Here is a 16319-nt window from a genome sequence, read left to right as displayed (position 1 = left end):
AGACCCTGTGACGTTCCAGAACGCGGCGTTCGTCGACGGCGGCCCCATCAACGGCATCCTGCTGCGCCGCCAGTACCAGTCGGCCACCCGCGGCGCCGAGGGCATCATCGAGCCGGGCGACCTGCAGGTGCTGGCCCTGGAGGTGCCCGGCGCCGGGTTCCGGGTGACCGACGGCGCCGCGGCGATCCTGGGGCGGCTCAGCGCCTGGGAGGGCTCCTACTACGGGCTGAACATCGGCGACCACGAGGTGACCGGCGTCGCCGGCACCGGGTCGGGGGGCGGCCGCTCCGACATGGTCGTCGCCCGGGTCGCCGCGAACCCCGCCGACCCGATCGAGGTCCACATCATCCAGGGGGTGGCCGCCGACGCCCAGGAGGTGCCCGCCAGCTACCTGGCGGCGAACTCCGCGATCCCGCTCGCCCGCATCGACTGGCCCGCCTCCACCGCCACCATCACCCAGGGCATGATCACCGACCTGCGGCGGATGCTCGCCCCCCGCACCGCCTCGCTCACCCGCATCCAGCGCGGTATGACCCCCATCGACTACGCCGGCGACGTCACCGCGGCCTTCGAGAACTGGCCCAACAGCCCGTGGAGCCTGGCCGGGGCGCGGGTGCCGATCCCGGCGTGGGCCACCCAGGCGCAGATCCGCGCCACCTGGGGCCAGACCCTGCTGGGGCCCACCGGCGGCACCGGCGGCGGCAACGACGCGCGCGGCCAGGTCCGGGTGCGGTTCTACAACGGCTCCGACGAGCTGCTGACCCAGGCCACCGCCTACAACGTCAACCAGACCAGCCCCACCAACGGGTACCGCACCACCCTGTTCTTCGCCGACACCATCGACATCCCCGCCGTCTTCCGCGGCGTGTCGGCCGCCCTGGCGATGCAAGCCCGCGGCACCGCCGGATTCGACGGGCGGCTCGGCTTCGACGAGTGGGCGGTCGGCGCCGTGGAGATCACCTTCAACGAGGTGCCCGTGCTGGACCTCGCATGACGTGGCGGTACCACGCGCTGCGGCTGCCCGACCGCACCTGGATCAGCCGCGGCCTGCCCCTGCGCGACGTGCGGCTGTCCCCGGCCGTCTCCGGCCCCTACCGGCTCACCGCCACCCTGGACCCCGACCGGGCCGACCTGCTCGACGCCGACGGCGAACCCCTCATCCAGGAGCACTCCACCCTCATCCTCGCCGAGGCCGACGGGGTGGTGCGCGGCGGCGGCATCGTCACCGCCGCCCCCGCCACCGGCCCCACCATGGAGATCACCGCCACCGGGTTCACCGGCCACGCCGCCGGGCAGCCGCTGATGAGCACCCACACCTGGGGCGGCTCGGTGGCCGGCACCACCGGCAACGGCGTCGACCCCCTCACCGTCGTCCGCGCCCTGTGGGACCACCTGCAGGCGCAACCCAACGGCGACCTCGGCGTCACCTACGAGGCCACCACCACCCCGTTCCGGCTGGGCTCCTGGTTCAACGCCCGCCGCCTGCCCACCGAGGCCGAGCCGAACCCGCCCGCCAACGAGGTGGAGCCGGAGATCCCCATCAACAAGGTGTGGACCAACTCCGACACCAAGCCCGCCGCGGCCTCCGGCAAGATCGTGTACTGGCGCTACGAGTTGGCCCACTGGGACAACGTCGACATCGGCGGCACCGTCGACGAGCTCGCCCGGACGGTGCCGTTCGACTACCGCGAGCACTACGCCTGGGACGGCTCGGGCCCCGACGGCAAGGGTGGCGTGGCGCTGCGCCTGGACTTCGGCTACCCCCGCCTGGGCGCGTACCGCCCCGCCCTGCGGTTCGTCGAGGGCGAGAACGTCACCGAGGTCGTCACGGTGGACCGCGACGGCGCCGACTACGCCAACGTCGTCGTCGCCCGCGGCGCCGGCGAAGGCTCCAAGCAGCTCGTGCAGACGGCCAGCGTGCCCGATGGGCGGCTGCGCCGCGCCGTGACCATCGAACGCTCCGACATCACCTCGGCGTCCGCGCTGCGCGCCGCCGCCACCCAGGAGCTGATGCGCCGCAGCACCCTCACCGACATCACCGGCTTCACCGTCGACGCCTCCCACCCCCACGCCCCCATCGGCAGCTTCGCGCCCGGCGACGACGTGCTGGTGCGCACCCGCACCGGGTGGCGGCGCGCCACGGCCATCCGGGTGCGCATCACCGGCTTCGACTACGAGCCCGGCAGCGCCCGCATCACCGTCACCTGCTCGCGCAGCGACGGCTTCGACTACTCCGGCGGAGGAACCTAGGTGGACACCGAGACCAAGCGGGCGATCAGCGGCCTCACCCGGCTGATCCGCGACCAGCAGCGCACGATCAACCAGCTGGTCCGCGGCCAGCGCACCCCCCAGATCGGCCGTTCCAGCATCGACACCGGCGCCCTGGAGGTCCGCGACGCCGACGGCGCGACGCGGATGCGCATCGGCTGGCAGCCCGACGGGTCGGTGGCGCTGGTCACCGAGGGCGGCGAGGCGCCGCCCGCGCCCTCCGCCCCGGTCCTCACCCCCTCTATCGGCGGCCTGCGCGTCGCCTGGGACGGGCGCCTCGTCGACGGGGCGGGCGCCGACGCGGTGATCCCCGCCGACTTCGACCACATCAACGTGCACGTGTCCACCACGCCCGGCTTCACCCCCGCCCCCGGCACCTTCGCCGGGACGATCCGCCGCGGCGGCGGCACCCTCCCCGTCGTCCGGCTCCCCTACACCGAGCACCACGTCGTCCTCGTCCCGGTCACCACCGGCGGCGTCACCGGCACCCCCAGCGCGCCGGCGTCGGCCACCCCGCTGCAGGTGGAGGGCCCCGACCTGGTGGCCGGGTCGGTGACCACCGCACACCTGGCCGCCGGATCGGTGACCGCCGACAAGCTCGAAGCGCTGCTGGTGCTGGCCACCACCATCCTCGCGGGCATCCCCGGCGGCGCCCGCGTGGAGCTCGACGCGGGCGGGCTGCGCGGCTACAACGCCAGCGACGAGCTGATCTTCGCCATCGACAGTGCGGGCAACGCGGTCTTCTCCGGCGACATCACCGGCAGCACCATCAGCGGATCCAGCATGCAGGTCGGGCAGGCGCCCGGCGCGACCGGCGTCACCGAGGCGTCCGGCGACGCCGTGTACTCGATGGTCACCGCCGCCAACAACTCCCGCGCGCAGATCCGCGCGGCCGAGCTGCAGGCGGAGTTCTCGGCGTTCTCCGACTCCGGCGACCCCAACGCTCCGGCCGCCGGCTTCATCGCCGCTCCCAGTCACGTCAGCTTCGTGCTGAACTCCGACAACGCCGGCGGCAACATCCCCGCGGTGGCCGGACGCGCCGACCCGACGCAGGCTTTCCTGGCCGTGCGCTCGGCGGTCGCGGACCTGACCGCGCCCCGCTGCGACACCGTGGCCACCGCCGACGAGGTGATCACCGTGTACCAGGCCGGCAGCGGCGCGGGTATGCGGCTGCGCGCCGACGGCACCTACTCGGTGGTGGAGATGACCACCCCGCCCTCCACCCTGGGCAACCCCGCCGCCGACTACGGCAGCCTGTTCGCGCTGCGGCGCACCGGCACCGACGTGCCCGCCTGGTTCCTGCAGTCTCCCGCGTCGGTGTCCGGCGCCGGGGCGGGGCTGCGGTCCGGGCTGTTCATGGAGGGTGCCACCGACGGCCGCGCCTATACCCGGATGGTGGGCTACGCCCGCGACTACGACCTCAACGGGCAGATCCTCGCCGACGGGTCCGCCGACACGGCCACGCTGGGGCGGGTGCGGCTCGCCGACAACCTGAGCGTCAATGCGCCGCGCCACCAGTACACGCGGACGGAGCTGGTGTCCCAGCCGACCGCCGCGAGCCCCAGCAACGGCGCCTGGAACGACTTCACGGGCCCCCAGTTCCCGGCGCTGACATTCACGACCGGCGACAGCGGCCGCGTTCGAATCGTCCTCGCGTTCTGCGCGATCAACAAATACACCGACACGTCCAGTTTGGCGCTGGGATTCCGGTTGTCGGGCGGCTCGACCATGGCGGCGTCGCTCACCCGGTGCGCCCTGATCCGGTCGACCGGCACCGGGACCGGCAGCAGCATCCAGACCACCGCTGTGGTCTACCTCGGCGTGGCGGCCAATGCGGACTACACCCTCACCCCCCAGTGGCGCACCAGCGGCTCCGCTGTGTCGTCGCCCGCTCAGACCTGGACGAGCACGGGCGGTGATCTATGGATCGACACCGCCCTGGACAACGCGATCACCGTCGAACCCCTCATGTAGGAGGCACCGTGACCGAGCAGCCCGGAACCCCACCGCCCGAACTGAACGACGACATCGCCCCCCCGCCTCCACCGCCGCCCGCACAGCCACCCGTGGACCCGCCCGAGATCCCCGAGGAGCCGGTGGTTCCCCCCGAGTACCCGCCCGACCCGCCCTACGACGGGTGACCTGATCTAGAGAAGACCGTCCTTGACCGAGACCGACCCGCCCCCGCCACCCGCCCCTGGAGGTGCCACCCATGAGAGAGCAGCCGTGCTCGCGATGACGATCCCCGGAATCGGGCTGACGTGGGCTGATGGCGGCCTCGTCGGCCTGGTCGGCATCGGCGTTTTGCTCGTGCTCATGGGGTGGCTGGTGCCGCGCCGCACCCTCAACGACGTGCGAGCCGACCGCGACGCCCGGATCGCCGAGGTGCAGGAGCGGGCCGCCAACTACGAGAAGGCGTGGAAGACGGCCGAAGAGACCCACGCCAACCTGGTGGAGTCGATGCGGGCCGTGCTGGAGACCATGCGCACCGTCGAGGCGATCCTCACCGAGGCCCGCCAGCAGCAGACGTCGAGCAGGGCCGGTGACTCCCCATGACGTGGCTGAACCGGATCATCCCCTGGCGGCGACGGCGCCGGCACTGCCCCGACCGCGACGCCATCGCCCGCTCCGAGGAGGCGCTGCGCGCCGCCGAGCAGCAGGCCGGGGAGGTGGAGCAGATCAGCCGCGCCATGGGCGCGGTGGGCCACCGGCTCCGCCGCATCCGAGAGCAGAACGGCTTCAGCGACTGGCTGCTGGGAGGTGACCCCGATGCTCCACCTGGCCGGTGACCTGCTCGTGCACACCACCACCGTCCTCGCCCTGGCCTGCGTGATCTGGCACGGCCTGACTGCGCGCTGGTGGGAGTCCGAGGCCGGGCGGCACGTCATGAGCTTCATGGCGTCGCTGGCCGCCGTGCTGGTGTGGGTGAGCATCCGCAACCTGATCGGTGAGTTCCCCGGCTACGAGGTCATCCGATTGATCTTGTTCGCCACCGTCCCAGCGGTGTTCGCGCACCGGTTGTACCTGCTGGTGAAGCGGTGGCGACTCCAGCGACAGCGCCACCTCGACACCCCCGGCGACGGCCCGTAACGGGCCTTCCCACGTCCGCACTCAGGAGACGCACATGATCATCCGCCCACGCAGCTACTTCGGCTGGGGCCCGTCCGGCGCCGACTACGCGAACCCGCGCTCCGGCCTCGTCGTCCACTACAACGGACCCGCCACCGACCTCGACGGCCACGACGAGTGCGTCGCGTACTGGAAGGACTGCCGCTCCCAGCACATGCGCGGCAACGGATGGGCGGACGTGGGGTATTCCTACGCCGCCTGCCGCCACGGCGAGGTCTTCACCGGCCGCGGACTCAACCGGTACCAGGCGGCGCAGGGGACGACCTCGGGGAACGCGAACTGGTACTCCGTCACGCTGATGCTCGGCGGCAGCGAGCGGCCGACGGACGAGCAGGTGCGGGGGGTGCGCGACCTGCGGGCCTACCTGATGGAGCGCGGCGTGTCCGGCGCGGTGCGCGGCCACCGCGACTTCATCGCCACCGAGTGCCCCGGCGACGTGCTCTACGCGCTCGTGGAGAACGGCACCTTCACCCGGCCGCCCGCCGCGGGCGGCTCCGACCCTGAGGAGGAAGACGTGGCACTCAGCCGCGAGGACATCGACAAGATCGCCGAAGCCGCCGCCGCGAAGGTCTGGGAGCACCTGCTCCCCGACCCCGTGAAGGGGCCCGACTCTCGCAGCCAGGCGGGCCTGCACTTGCGGCGCGCCTCCCGCAACAGCGACGAGCTGGTGCAGGCCGAGCGCGCCCGCGCCGCCCAGGACGACGACTCCTGACCGAGTACTGCCCCCGCTGCCGCGCCCCGGTCGCCGCCTGCGACTGCTGGGCGCACCACCGCCCCGGCGCCACCGGCCCGGGGCTGATCTATGCCCGGAGGACCCGATGGTCCACAGAGCACCTGGAGAGCCCATGCCCATCGAGACGAAGGTGACCGCCGCCGGACTGTCGGCCGCCGCGGTGACCCTGATCATCTACCTGGCCGGCCTGTTCGGCGTGGAGGTCCCCGAGACGGCGGCGGCCGCGGCCGTGACCCTGGTGGCCGCGGCCGCCGGGTACCTGGCGCCGCACACCCGCCGGGAGGGCGGCGAGTAGGCCGCAACCTCAGGCGGTCGCCTGACGTTTCCCCGCCCAGCACAGCGCCCCCGCTCTTCGGAGCGGGGGCGCTTCGGCGTGTCCGGGATCTACCGGCGCCCCGGCGGCGGCTGGTGGATGGTGATGCCCATCCACGTCTGCGGCGTCCCGTAGCGGGTGTGGTAGATGGAGCCGTCGCCGCTCAGCGTGCGGCCGGTGGGCAGGGTGACGGTCAGGGGGCCGCTGTAGGTGGCCGGGATCTGGCCGCTCGTGCGCACGATCCAGCCGCCGACCTGGACGGTGCGGTGGTCATCCAGGTCGGGATGGGAGGTGCGGGAGTCGCGCATCCGCAGGATCGCGTAGCCGTCGGGGAGGTCGATGCGCCCCTCGCCGGGCCGGTCGTCGGGACCGTCGGAGGGTGGCGGGGGCGGCGGGTAGGGCGGGTCCATGGCGCGGGCGGCCTTACGCAGCGCCTCGGCGGCGTCGTCGTGGACACCGGCCGCGACCACGGTGCCGGCGGAGTCGAGCACCTGGACGAGCACGCCGGGCCCGGTGCCGGCGGGGATGGTGTCGCCGTCGGCCGCCAGCGAGGCGCTGGCGCCCAGGGCGCCGATGGTGACGCTGTGGCCGCGGCGGAGGATCTCGGTGAGGATCAGGTCGAGCATGGCGGTCCTCCTCGTGTGCGCCACCGTAGCCCGGCGGGCGGGCGGCGGCTCACCGCTTCTTCGGACGGATATGTGGGACGGTCGGGTTCCATGTCTGGCCGCAGTAGTCGCACCGGTAGTGCTCGGTCTCCCCGTCGCGGGTGATGGTGACGCCGGTCTTGGTGAACCGGTGCGCGTCGGGCGGACCACCGGCGCCCGGCGGGCGGCTCGGGCAGGGCGGGACGGGCACGGGCTGCTCCTCAGGGGTTCGGTCGGGCTACGTGGACGTCGGCGTCGTCGGCCTCCAGGGAGCATCCGGAGATCAGCAGCCAGTAGCCGAAGACGACTCCGCTCCATGACCACCGCTGCGTGGACAGCCCGAGCAGTTCGGCGGAGTACTCGTAGGGGATGCGGATCTGCCCGTCGGCCAACTGCTGGGCGCCGGGGATCGCGGCCAGGATGAGCCCGGCGGCCGGCTCGGGCACGGCCGGGTCGTAGGGCGCCGCGTCGTCGATTTCAGCGGCGCGGATCACGATCGCTCGGAACACCATCGGGGCCTCCTGTTCGGTGGCCGGCGCGCGCTCCTCCTCCTGGGCGCGCGCCGGCGGGGGTGCGGGCCCGGCCCTGGCGGGTCGGGTGGCCGGGCCGGGCCCGCTGGGATGCCGCACCGCCCGGGGCGGTGGTGGTCGAGGCGGTGCGGCGGGTCTGGGCGGGCCCGGCCGTCCTGCGCTGGATTGGGCCGGGCCCGCTGCCGCCGACGGGGGATGCCGCGTCGGCGGCGTGGTGCCCCGGCCGCGGGGGAGCCGCCCGGGCGCCACCTCGGGAGGGGCGCGGCTCCAGCCCGCGGCCGGGAGAGCGACCCCGCGCCGGGCCCACCGGGGTTGACCCGCCCCCGGCGCGGGGCGATCAGGGGTCAGCCGGGGTCGGCGGCGGCCGCGTCTTCCGCGGCGAGGCGCCTACGGACGTACTCCTGGGTCCACAGCCGCTCGGCCAGCTGCTCCATGCTGTCGGCGTCCACGACCTCCATGAGGCCGCGGCCGTGGTCGCGTGCGGTGAGCAGAGCGCCCTGCCAGACCGCGATCCACATCCGGCCGCCGGTGTTCGTGTCGATCGTGCCGATCAGCCAGGACGGGTACTCCCGGCGCAGGCCGCGGACCTCGGGCGGGATGTCGATGAGCATCAGCATCACGCGGCCCGCCCGAGCGCGCGCTCCAGGCCCGCGATGATCCGCTCGCCGAACGCGCGGCTGATCGGCTGACCGACGGCGCGGCGGGCGAGCGGCCCGGGGCTGCCGAGTGCGGCCAGCTGCTCCAGCGCCGCGAGCTGCTGGCGCTCCCAGGCGTCGCTGATGTAGGGGCGCGTCCGGCGCGGACGGGCGTGGCGGGGGCGGTACGGCGCGCGGGCCGGGTCACCGGGGAGGGCGCGCAGCAGGCGAGGGGGAGCGGTGGTCGACGGTCGGCGCGGGGGCGCCGGACATGCCAGAGCAGGCATAGGTCACCTCGGATCATCGGCGGGATGGACGGTCCCGCTCGCGTATCAGGTGGTCCCATCGTCGCGCAGCGTGCCTGTTTTTGCAAGATGCAAGAACTCGTACATGCGACAATCGTCGGCGACGATGGCAGTCGACCACGGGAGATGCGCACAATGTCTCGGGATTCGTCACAGACCGTAGGATCTGGGCAGCGTCGATCTCGCCAGAGGAGTCCGGACCCAGTGGCCGCCAGCCCGACCCTGCGCAAGCGCCGCATCGTCGCTCGCCTCGGCCAGCTGCACGAGCGCTCGGGACTCACCCATGAAGCGGTCGCGCGCGAAGTCGGCGAGCGGACGGGCGTCTCATGGTCGGAGTCGAAGGCCAGCCGTCTCGTCGCCGGGAAGTGGGTCAGGCTCCGCGAGCGGGACCTGCTTGCGCTGCTCGACGTCTACGGCGTGGACGATGAGCGTGAGCGCGCCGAGCTGGCGCGCACCGCACGCGAGGCCAGCCAGCAGGGCTGGTGGGTGGGGTATAGGGATGTTTTCGGCCGAAACACCTATGTCGACCTGGAGAACGGGTCATCGCGCCTGCGGTCCTACCAGGGCCTGTTGATTCCCGGCCTGCTCCAGTCTGAGGGATACGCCCGTGCCCTGATGCGCGACGGCGGCATCACCGATGAGGAGGAGGCCGAGCGCCGCGTCGAGGCGCGCATGATCAGGCAGGGCATCCTCAGTCGCCCCGACGCACCGGCGATCTGGGCGGTGATAGACGAGGCCGCGCTGCTCAAGATTCCTCCGCGCACCGGCCAGTTGGAACACCTGCTGGCGATCCAGCGGCCGGGACTCCGGGTGCAGATCCTGCCCAACGGCGCCGGCCTGCACGCCGCAGCGGGCGCCCATTTCGTGATCATGGACTTCCCGTCCGACCCGGCTGCGGTATATATCGAGAACCCGAGGTCTGAAGTGTTCCTCGAGCACCCGGATGACCTGGCGTACTACGAGACCATGTACTCCTATGTCCAGGCGGACGCGCTCTCGGTAGACGAGTCGCGTGCGCTGATCGAACGCATGATCCAGTCCGAGTAGAGAGCCACCGCGATGCCTGAGTCCGGTCCCCAGTACCGCAAGTCCAGCTACTCCCAGCCCACTGGTAGCGACTGCGTCGAAGTCGCCGACGGCCCCCCCGAGCCCGTTCGGGTCCGGGACTCCAAGAACCCGGCCCAGCCGCACCTGTCCTTCGATCGCCAGGCGTGGTCCGCCTTCGTCGCCCACGTCAAGCAGTCGTAGCAGCCCCACAGCGAAGGCCCCCGACGTGTGTCGGGGGCCTTCGTGCGCGTTGCCTGATACGCGGTCCAAGACGAAGTCTACGGGACCGCCCTGACGCTGGCTACGGCACGTCGCCGATGAAGAAGACGGGCTGCCGCAGCATGGCCTCGTCCTGCGGGTGCACCTCGATCTGCAGGTAGCTCTCATCCTCGGGCATCGCGCAGCCGAAGTCGGCCGTGGCGTCGCGGCCGTCCATCACCGTCGAGGAGAACCCGTCGCCGAGGCCCGCGTCGTAGTCGTAGACGAGGTCCCCGATCCGGCCGTCCTCGCCGACCTGGCACTCGATCCAGACGAGCGAGAGGTCGACGGGGCCACCGGTGTCGTTCTGCACCTGCATGGTGAACCGGACGTAGGGCTCGCCGGCGGGCATCGCGTACTCGCCGCTGAGCGCCCGCTCCACGCCGGACAGTTCGATGGCGAGTCCGTCGTTCCACGTGTGCGTGCTGCCGAGCTCGGCCTCGGCTGGCCCCTCTTCGACGGGCGATTCCGCCGCCTCGGCCGCGTCAACGGTCGCCTCGTCGGCGAGGGGTTCGGTCGGCGGCAGGTCGGCGACGGGCGGGGCGCCCAGCGGCGCGCAGGCGGTGAGGGCCGCCACGGCCAGGACCGCTATGAGAGCATGGATGATCTTCACGACTTTTCTCCTCTTCCGGGGATTCCCGAACTGTAGGACTCGGAGGCGCCGACCGGGGCGCGGTGGCCGATTGGGGTCACGGAGCCGCGGCCTCGACATCAGCTATTAGTCCGCCCTCCGCGTCGCCTGGAGCGTCGCCGACCTCGCCGGCCATGAGCGCCCCACCCCTGACGACACCGCCCTGGCGCTCGCCCTCTGGCTCGGAGCCGCCCGGTGAGCCGCGGCCTCCCCGGGTGCCGGGCGGCCGGGACCGGGCGAAGACGGGCCGGGGGATGCGCGGCCCGGGCCGATTGCCGGGCGCGGCTCCCACGGCGCGGACGGAACAGGACCTCGATGTGCGGTGGCCGCTCCGGCGGCGGGAAGGTGGCTGCGGTGGCGGCGGGCCTTGACGACCCGTGGGCGCGGGCGGTGCTGACCGCGGTGGCGAATCCCGCCGACGAACTGCTCGGGCGGCTGCTCGACCGGTGCGGTGCCGCCCCGGTGGTCGCCTGGATCGCCGGCACCGGGGCGGAGCCGGCCGCGTCGGCCGAACTCGCCGCCGGAGCGGCCGAGAAGCTGCGCACCCGGCTGGACCGGTGGCGGGCCCGGTACGAGCGGCTGGACCAGGACGCCATGCGCGCCGCCGCGGAGGCGATCGGCGCCAGGCTGGTCTGCCCGGGCGATCCGGAGTGGCCCACCCAGCTCGACGACCTCGGCGCGGCCCGCCCCTACGCGCTGTGGACCCGCGGCGGCGGCGACCTCCGCTTCGCCGCGCTGCGCTCCGTCGCCGTGGTCGGCGCCCGCGCCGCGACCGCCTACGGCGCCCACGTCGCGGCCGAGCTGTGCCACGGGCTCGGTGAGCGCGGCTGGACCACCGTGTCGGGCGGCGCCTACGGCATCGACGGCGCAGCGCACCGGGGCGCGCTCGCGGCGGACCGGCCCACCGTGGTCGTGCTGGCCTGCGGCGTCGACGTGCCCTATCCGTGCGGCCACAGCTCGCTGTTCCAGCGGATCGCCGCGGACGGCGTCATCCTCAGCGAGTGGCCCCCGGGCACCGTGCCGAGCAGGCACGCGTTCCTGATCCGCAACCGGGTCATCGCCGCCCTGTCGCGCGGCACCGTCGTGGTCGAGGCGAAGACCAGGAGCGGGGCGCTGAACACCGCGCGGCACGCCCGCGAGCTCGGCCGGGCGGTCATGGCGGTCCCCGGCCCGGTGACCGGCGAGATGTCGGCCGGCTGCCACCTGCTGCTGCGGGAGTGGCAGGCCGGCTGCGTCACCGGGGCGGCCGACGTGCTCGACCAGGTCGGCCTGATCGGTGAGGACATGGCGCCCCCGCCCGACGCCACCGTGCTGCCCAGAGACCGCCTGGACCCCACCTCGGCCGCCATTTTGGACGCGGTCCCCGCACGCGGCGCCGCCGGACCCGCGACCATCGCGGTCACCGCCGGACACGACCTCGACACCACCCTCCGCTGCCTCGGCCTACTCGCCGCAGGCGGTTTCGTCGAACGCGCCCCGACCGGCTGGCGGCTCCCCCGGAGAGCGGCCCCATGACCGGCCGAACGCCACCGGACCGGCGCTGTAGCCCACCTGAGCAGAGCACGCCCCCGCTCCGGGAGGCCGGCGGCCGCCATGCGTGCCGCGCCGCGATGGCATCACCGTCCACCGGGCGGACGCGAGGGCCGTTCGCTGCCATGTCGCCGACCGGTCGCCGGAGACCGCCGCGACGGGGCTCCGGGCGGGCCCTCCCCGACATCGACCGAAAGGTGGGCCGGAGTCGCGGTTCCAGCGGCGGACCCTCGCCCGGCGAAACAGGGAAGGGAACACCTCCGAGACCCGAGCCGAGCCGTGTTCGCGGTACGGGTTCCGTGGGCGCGGTCAAGTCCGGCCGAGCGGCACACCGGTCCCAGGCGGCGGCGCATCGGTGGGCTCGGCTGTCGGCGCGGTGCGGGCACGGCGGTCCACGGTGCCGGTCCCACGGCACCGTGGACGACACGGCTCCCCGTCCGGACTCGAGAGAAAGGGACGGAAAGGCGGGCCGAAGTCGCGGCTCCGAGGGCGGACGCCGACCCGGCGGGACGGAGAAGGGAACGCCCCCAAGACCGGGCCGAGTCCTGCTCGCGGTACGGGTGCCCGGACTCCAATCCGGCCGAGCCGCCGACCGGCTCAAGGCAGCGGGCTGGTGGGCTCGGCCGTCGGGGTTGTTGAGTGGTTACGGAGGTCCGCGAGGGCCAGTCCCTCGGGCACCGTGGATGACACGGTTCCCCGTCCGAGCCCTCCCCGCCGTCGATGGAAAGGCTGGTGGGAGTCGCGGCTCTGACAGCGGACGCCCGCCTGTCGGGATGAGGAATGACGCCTCCGAGAACCCGGCCGAACCAAGCCCGCGGTACGGGTGCCGAGGGCGCGATCAGGTCAGGCCAAGCCGCGCATCGGCGGACCTGTGGGCTCGGCTGTCGGGGCGGTGGGGGTGGTCACGGAGGTCCATGGGCCCGGTCCCACGGCACCGTGGATGACACGGGTCCCGTCCGGGCTCGACGAAAGGTGGGCCGGAGCCGCGGCTCCGAGGGCGGACGCCGACCCGGCGGGACGGGGAAGGGAACGCCCCCAAGACCGGGCTGAGACTTGCTCGCGGTACGGCTGCCCGGGCGCGGTCAGGTCAGGCGGAGCCGCCCACGGCCCGAGGCGGCGGGCCGGTGTGCTCGGCAGTCAGGGCGGCGGAGTGGTTGCGGAGGTCCACGGGTGCCGGTCTCACGGGCACCCGTGGATGCCCCAGATCCCCGTCCGAACCTTCCGCGCCATCGAAAGGCGGACCGGAGTCGCGGCTCCGACGGTGGACGCCCCCCGTCGGGCTGGGGGAGGACGCCTCCGAGAACCCGACCCGACCAAGCCCGTGATACGGGTGCCGAGGGCCTGGTCCGGTCCCGCCGAGCCGCGCACCGGCGGGCCGGTGTGCTCGGCCGTCGGGGCGGTGGAGGTGGTCACGGAGGTGCTCGGGTGCCGGTCTTACGGCAGCGTGGACGACAAGGAGGCATGGGCTCCCCGCTGTGGACGGAAAGGTGGGCCGGAGTCGCGGCTCTGGCGGACGCCCGCCCGGCGGGACGGCGAAGGGAACGTCTCTGAGACCGGCCGAGCCGTGCTCGGGATACGAATGCTGCGGGCGAGGTCAGGCCAGGCCGAGCCCGTACACCGGTCCCCGGCGGCGGGCGGTGGGCTCGGCCTTGCGGCGGGGGTGATCGTCAAGGTTCATGGGTGCCGGTCTCACGGCACCGTGGATGACATGGGGTCTCCGTCCGGCCCTCCCCTGTCGACGGAAGGGAGCGTCGCAGTCGCGGCTCTGGCGGACGCCCGACCGGCGGAAAGGAGAAGGGAGCACTGCCGAGACCCGGGCTGGCCGTGCTCGCGGATCTGGTGCCGCGGGCGCTCAGGTCCGGCCGCGTCGCACACCGGTCTCACGCGGCAAGACCGGTGGATTCGACTGTCGGGGCGGTGGGGTGACCACGGAAATCCACGGATGCCGATTACACGGGCGTCGCGGATGACGTCGAATATCGCGGCGGTCCGGTCGGCCGGTACCGGCCCGCTCCCAGCGGAGCCGCGGGCGCCTACGCGTCCGGTGGGGTCCTGTCCGTCCTCACCGCTCGCGCCGGGGCGACCGCGCCGCGGTGCCTTCTCGCCGTGCTCCGGCGGCGGACGGTGGCGCGGCGACGCGCACCAGTTTGGTCCAGCCCTCCCAGCCGCGCTCCTTCAGCAGTTCGATCAGACGGTGGGCCGGTGGCGCGGTGTCGAATGCGAGGGCGTCCATGAGCCGGGTGAACGACGGCTCGATATCGGCATCGTCCACATAGTCCTCTCCGCGCTCCTCGGCCATCCGGGTGATGTAGGCCGCCAGCTCGTCGGCCAGCTCGGCCAGCCGTGGATCGTCGCCGGTCCGGTCGAGCGCCTGGCCCAGGGTGAGGTAGAAGTCGATGAGCCGCGGATCGGCGATCTGCTCCCACTTGCGTGCCGTCCACTCGGGCACCCGCTCGGGTGAGTGCGCGGCCAGCAGGATCCAGCCGTCGCGTTCGACCCGCACGATCCGCTCGTCGACCCCCAGCGCCCGCAGCCGGTCGAGGAAGCCGACGACCTCCGGGGGCAGCGCCAGGCTGTCCCCGGCGGCGAGGCGGGCGATGCGCTCGCGGTGCCGCTGCCGCTCCCGGATCTCCGCCCGCAGCCGCTTGTCGATGTCCGCGACCGCCACGGCGAACTCCGCCTCGCCGGCATGGAGCAGTTCGCGCACCCGCGCCAGCGGGACCCCGGCCGCGGCGAGGGTCCGGATCCTGATCAGCTCGACCACGGCGCCGGCGTCGTACCGCCGGTAGCCGGAGCGGTCCCGCTCCGGCTCCGGGAGCAGCCCCTTGTCGTGGTAGTGCCGCACCGCGCGCACCGTCACCCCGGCGTACGACGCCAGCTCACCGATGGTCAGCATCAGGCCAGTCTCTCAGGCACCGGTCAGGAGGCCGGCCCGCCGACCGCGCTCCGGATGATCTCGGCGATCTCCGCGGCATGGGTGAACACCAGCCGGTGATCGGCGTCGAGCCGGCGCACGGAGATGTCCGGCCGCTCGCGGACGAGCCGGTCGACACCGGCGCGCCAGAGCCGGTTGTGCCGTGACGCACGCTCTCCGGCGCCGTCTCCGGCGATGGAGGTCGACATGATCATGCTGATGGGGCGGTCGATCCTCCGGTACCGGTCGAGGATCGCGGACCGGACCGTGTCGATTTCCAGGTTGAGCCGGTGGATGTCCTGGGCGCTGAGCAGCACCCGGCGTGCCGCGTCCCCGGCATGTTCGGTCCCGTGCCGCGCCGCCAGCCCGTCCGCCATCGCGCGGAAGGCCGCCAGGTCGGACTCGGTGATGAAGGGCTCGGGCAGCGGATTCGCCCCGTCGATCAGGACCAGTCCGGCGACGGTGCCAGGATGCTCGGAAGCGTAGTGGACCGCCAGATCGGCGCCGAGTGAGTAGCCCACGAGCACGGGCGCCGCGTCCAGGCCGAGGCACCCCGGCTCGGCCAGCACAGCGGCCAGGTCGCCGAGGAAGGCGTCGAAGGAGTAGCGGTCGGCCGCCGAGGCGAGGCCGTGTCCCCTGAGGTCGAAGGCCACCACCTCGTGATCGCGCCGCAGCAGCGTGATCAGCTCGTACAGGTCGGCCTGTGTCGAGTTCAGCCCGGGGCACAGGACCACCGGCCGTCCCCGCCCGCCCCGGGACACCGGGATCGTGACCCCGCCATGGCGCACGGTGAACTGCCGCACCGCCCCGTCACCACTCCCAGTTCGCCTCCCAGCGCCGCCTGCCGTTCCAGCGATCACCCGCCCGCCGTATCGCCGGCCCTCTACCTCGGCCACTTCATGGTCGCCGCCCGGTCCGGCCAACCCACTCGCATCAGTTCTCTCGGTCATGGCCACCATGCTGCGCGCCTGACCCTGCGTCAGGGTCAAGCTCGCGGCGGCAGATCCCGCACGCCACCGCGACCGGAGGACGTGCGCACGCACCGGACACCGCTCCGAACAGGCGGTACGAGCGCTCCGAAAACGCTGTGAGCGACGAGACCTGGACGCGTCATCGGCACGGGGAGGGCCGCGGTCGCACCTGGGTCCACCAGTCCTGTGACTGGTGTCTCGCGGTCAGGGCGGCGACGCGGGCGCCGGTTGTCGAACAACGCCTTGTGCCGGACGTTCGTGACACGGACGGCCTGCAGGACGGCCGGCGGTTCTCACGACCGCGGGTCAGCAGAGCCTTGAGCCGGTCAAGACCCGTATCCGCCGCATGGCACAGACGACCGAACAGCGCGTCCTGGGTGGCGGGCTCGCGCAACCGACTTCGGGCGCACG

Annotated in this window: 20 protein-coding genes; 12 read left to right on the top strand and 8 right to left on the bottom strand. The window is 73.3% G+C overall.

Annotation, left to right across the window (positions count from 1 at the left end):
* Window positions 1-7 precede the first annotated feature (7 nt).
* The 9 genes from CLV72_RS26575 (at window position 8) to CLV72_RS26535 (ending at window position 6425) form a co-directional block, all read left to right on the top strand.
* Window positions 8-994, top strand: coding sequence for a hypothetical protein (locus CLV72_RS26575; RefSeq protein WP_106251742.1), 987 nt, complete (start codon window positions 8-10; stop codon window positions 992-994).
* Entirely contained in the window at window positions 991-2250 is a 1260-nt protein-coding gene (locus tag CLV72_RS26570) for a hypothetical protein (protein WP_106251740.1), read from the top strand. Before CLV72_RS26575 ends, CLV72_RS26570 begins: the two co-directional genes overlap by 4 nt.
* Window positions 2251-4242 (top strand): hypothetical protein, encoded by a 1992-nt coding sequence (locus CLV72_RS26565; RefSeq protein WP_106251737.1) that lies wholly within the window; start codon window positions 2251-2253, stop codon window positions 4240-4242. It begins immediately after the preceding gene.
* An 8-nt stretch (window positions 4243-4250) separates the two neighbouring features.
* Entirely contained in the window at window positions 4251-4409 is a 159-nt protein-coding gene (locus tag CLV72_RS32430; protein ID WP_170141120.1) for a hypothetical protein, read from the top strand.
* Window positions 4410-4503: 94 nt separating this feature from the next.
* The gene (locus tag CLV72_RS26555; protein WP_146159572.1) at window positions 4504-4824 is read left to right on the top strand and encodes a hypothetical protein; all 321 of its coding nucleotides are present in this window, start codon (window positions 4504-4506) and stop codon (window positions 4822-4824) included.
* A complete protein-coding gene (locus tag CLV72_RS26550; RefSeq protein ID WP_106251732.1) occupies window positions 4821-5057 on the top strand; it encodes a DUF7620 family protein in 237 nt (78 codons plus the stop codon). Before CLV72_RS26555 ends, CLV72_RS26550 begins: the two co-directional genes overlap by 4 nt.
* A complete protein-coding gene (locus CLV72_RS26545) occupies window positions 5038-5358 on the top strand; it encodes a putative phage holin (protein WP_106251729.1) in 321 nt (106 codons plus the stop codon). Before CLV72_RS26550 ends, CLV72_RS26545 begins: the two co-directional genes overlap by 20 nt.
* A gap of 34 nt (window positions 5359-5392) precedes the next feature.
* Window positions 5393-6109 carry a peptidoglycan recognition protein family protein gene (locus CLV72_RS26540; RefSeq protein ID WP_106251726.1) on the top strand — a complete coding sequence of 239 codons (717 nt, stop codon included), beginning with the start codon at window positions 5393-5395 and terminating at the stop codon, window positions 6107-6109.
* 133 nt (window positions 6110-6242) lie between these two features.
* Complete coding sequence (locus CLV72_RS26535) at window positions 6243-6425, top strand: hypothetical protein (protein WP_106251724.1); 183 nt, start codon at window positions 6243-6245, stop codon at window positions 6423-6425.
* Window positions 6426-6514: 89 nt separating this feature from the next.
* Here CLV72_RS26535 and CLV72_RS26530 read toward each other — a convergent pair whose 3' ends face one another.
* From CLV72_RS26530 to CLV72_RS26510, 5 genes are all read right to left on the bottom strand, one after another.
* Entirely contained in the window at window positions 6515-7069 is a 555-nt protein-coding gene (locus tag CLV72_RS26530; protein ID WP_106251721.1) for a hypothetical protein, read from the bottom strand.
* Between the two features lie 49 nt (window positions 7070-7118).
* Complete coding sequence (locus tag CLV72_RS26525) at window positions 7119-7298, bottom strand: hypothetical protein (RefSeq protein ID WP_106251719.1); 180 nt, start codon at window positions 7296-7298, stop codon at window positions 7119-7121.
* Between the two features lie 10 nt (window positions 7299-7308).
* Window positions 7309-7599 (bottom strand): hypothetical protein, encoded by a 291-nt coding sequence (locus tag CLV72_RS26520; RefSeq protein WP_106251717.1) that lies wholly within the window; start codon window positions 7597-7599, stop codon window positions 7309-7311.
* Between the two features lie 362 nt (window positions 7600-7961).
* Window positions 7962-8228, bottom strand: a complete 267-nt coding sequence (locus tag CLV72_RS26515) for a hypothetical protein (RefSeq protein ID WP_146159571.1) — start codon at window positions 8226-8228, stop codon at window positions 7962-7964.
* Between the two features lie 5 nt (window positions 8229-8233).
* Window positions 8234-8539, bottom strand: coding sequence for a hypothetical protein (locus tag CLV72_RS26510; protein ID WP_106251712.1), 306 nt, complete (start codon window positions 8537-8539; stop codon window positions 8234-8236).
* 222 nt (window positions 8540-8761) lie between these two features.
* On the opposite strand from CLV72_RS26510, the gene CLV72_RS26505 reads away from it, so the two are divergent.
* Complete coding sequence (locus tag CLV72_RS26505; RefSeq protein WP_106251709.1) at window positions 8762-9604, top strand: helix-turn-helix domain-containing protein; 843 nt, start codon at window positions 8762-8764, stop codon at window positions 9602-9604.
* A gap of 12 nt (window positions 9605-9616) precedes the next feature.
* A complete protein-coding gene (locus tag CLV72_RS26500) occupies window positions 9617-9805 on the top strand; it encodes a DUF397 domain-containing protein (RefSeq protein WP_106251706.1) in 189 nt (62 codons plus the stop codon).
* Window positions 9806-9905: 100 nt separating this feature from the next.
* On the opposite strand, the gene CLV72_RS26495 is transcribed toward CLV72_RS26500, so the two are convergent.
* Window positions 9906-10475, bottom strand: coding sequence for a hypothetical protein (locus tag CLV72_RS26495; RefSeq protein ID WP_106251704.1), 570 nt, complete (start codon window positions 10473-10475; stop codon window positions 9906-9908).
* A gap of 372 nt (window positions 10476-10847) precedes the next feature.
* Between CLV72_RS26495 and dprA the strand changes: the two genes are divergently transcribed.
* Window positions 10848-12008, top strand: a complete 1161-nt coding sequence (gene dprA, locus CLV72_RS26490; RefSeq protein WP_245930467.1) for a DNA-processing protein DprA — start codon at window positions 10848-10850, stop codon at window positions 12006-12008.
* Window positions 12009-14085: 2077 nt separating this feature from the next.
* Here the strand turns inward: dprA and CLV72_RS26485 are convergent.
* Window positions 14086-14919 (bottom strand): MerR family transcriptional regulator, encoded by an 834-nt coding sequence (locus tag CLV72_RS26485; protein WP_106251699.1) that lies wholly within the window; start codon window positions 14917-14919, stop codon window positions 14086-14088.
* 23 nt (window positions 14920-14942) lie between these two features.
* Complete coding sequence (locus CLV72_RS26480; RefSeq protein WP_245930466.1) at window positions 14943-15671, bottom strand: alpha/beta fold hydrolase; 729 nt, start codon at window positions 15669-15671, stop codon at window positions 14943-14945.
* Window positions 15672-16319 lie beyond the last annotated feature (648 nt).

It is taken from the genome of Allonocardiopsis opalescens, from assembly GCF_003002095.1.
GTDB lineage: Bacteria > Actinomycetota > Actinomycetes > Streptosporangiales > Streptosporangiaceae > Allonocardiopsis > Allonocardiopsis opalescens.
This window is presented reverse-complemented; position numbering and strand designations above follow the sequence as displayed.

Bases quoted from the DNA above. Each gene is read 5' to 3' on its own strand.
- CLV72_RS26555 (WP_146159572.1), top strand. From the start codon at position 4,504: ATGACGATCCCCGGAATCGGGCTGACGTGGGCTGATGGCGGCCTCGTC.
- CLV72_RS26500 (WP_106251706.1), top strand. From the start codon at position 9,617: ATGCCTGAGTCCGGTCCCCAGTACCGCAAGTCCAGCTACTCCCAGCCC.
- CLV72_RS26545 (WP_106251729.1), top strand. From the start codon at position 5,038: ATGCTCCACCTGGCCGGTGACCTGCTCGTGCACACCACCACCGTCCTC.
- CLV72_RS26485 (WP_106251699.1), bottom strand. From the start codon at position 14,919: ATGCTGACCATCGGTGAGCTGGCGTCGTACGCCGGGGTGACGGTGCGC.
- CLV72_RS26550 (WP_106251732.1), top strand. From the start codon at position 4,821: ATGACGTGGCTGAACCGGATCATCCCCTGGCGGCGACGGCGCCGGCAC.
- CLV72_RS26540 (WP_106251726.1), top strand. From the start codon at position 5,393: ATGATCATCCGCCCACGCAGCTACTTCGGCTGGGGCCCGTCCGGCGCC.
- CLV72_RS26535 (WP_106251724.1), top strand. From the start codon at position 6,243: ATGCCCATCGAGACGAAGGTGACCGCCGCCGGACTGTCGGCCGCCGCG.
- CLV72_RS26530 (WP_106251721.1), bottom strand. From the start codon at position 7,069: ATGCTCGACCTGATCCTCACCGAGATCCTCCGCCGCGGCCACAGCGTC.
- CLV72_RS26515 (WP_146159571.1), bottom strand. From the start codon at position 8,228: ATGCTCATCGACATCCCGCCCGAGGTCCGCGGCCTGCGCCGGGAGTAC.
- CLV72_RS26510 (WP_106251712.1), bottom strand. From the start codon at position 8,539: ATGCCTGCTCTGGCATGTCCGGCGCCCCCGCGCCGACCGTCGACCACC.
- CLV72_RS26570 (WP_106251740.1), top strand. From the start codon at position 991: ATGACGTGGCGGTACCACGCGCTGCGGCTGCCCGACCGCACCTGGATC.
- CLV72_RS26520 (WP_106251717.1), bottom strand. From the start codon at position 7,599: ATGGTGTTCCGAGCGATCGTGATCCGCGCCGCTGAAATCGACGACGCG.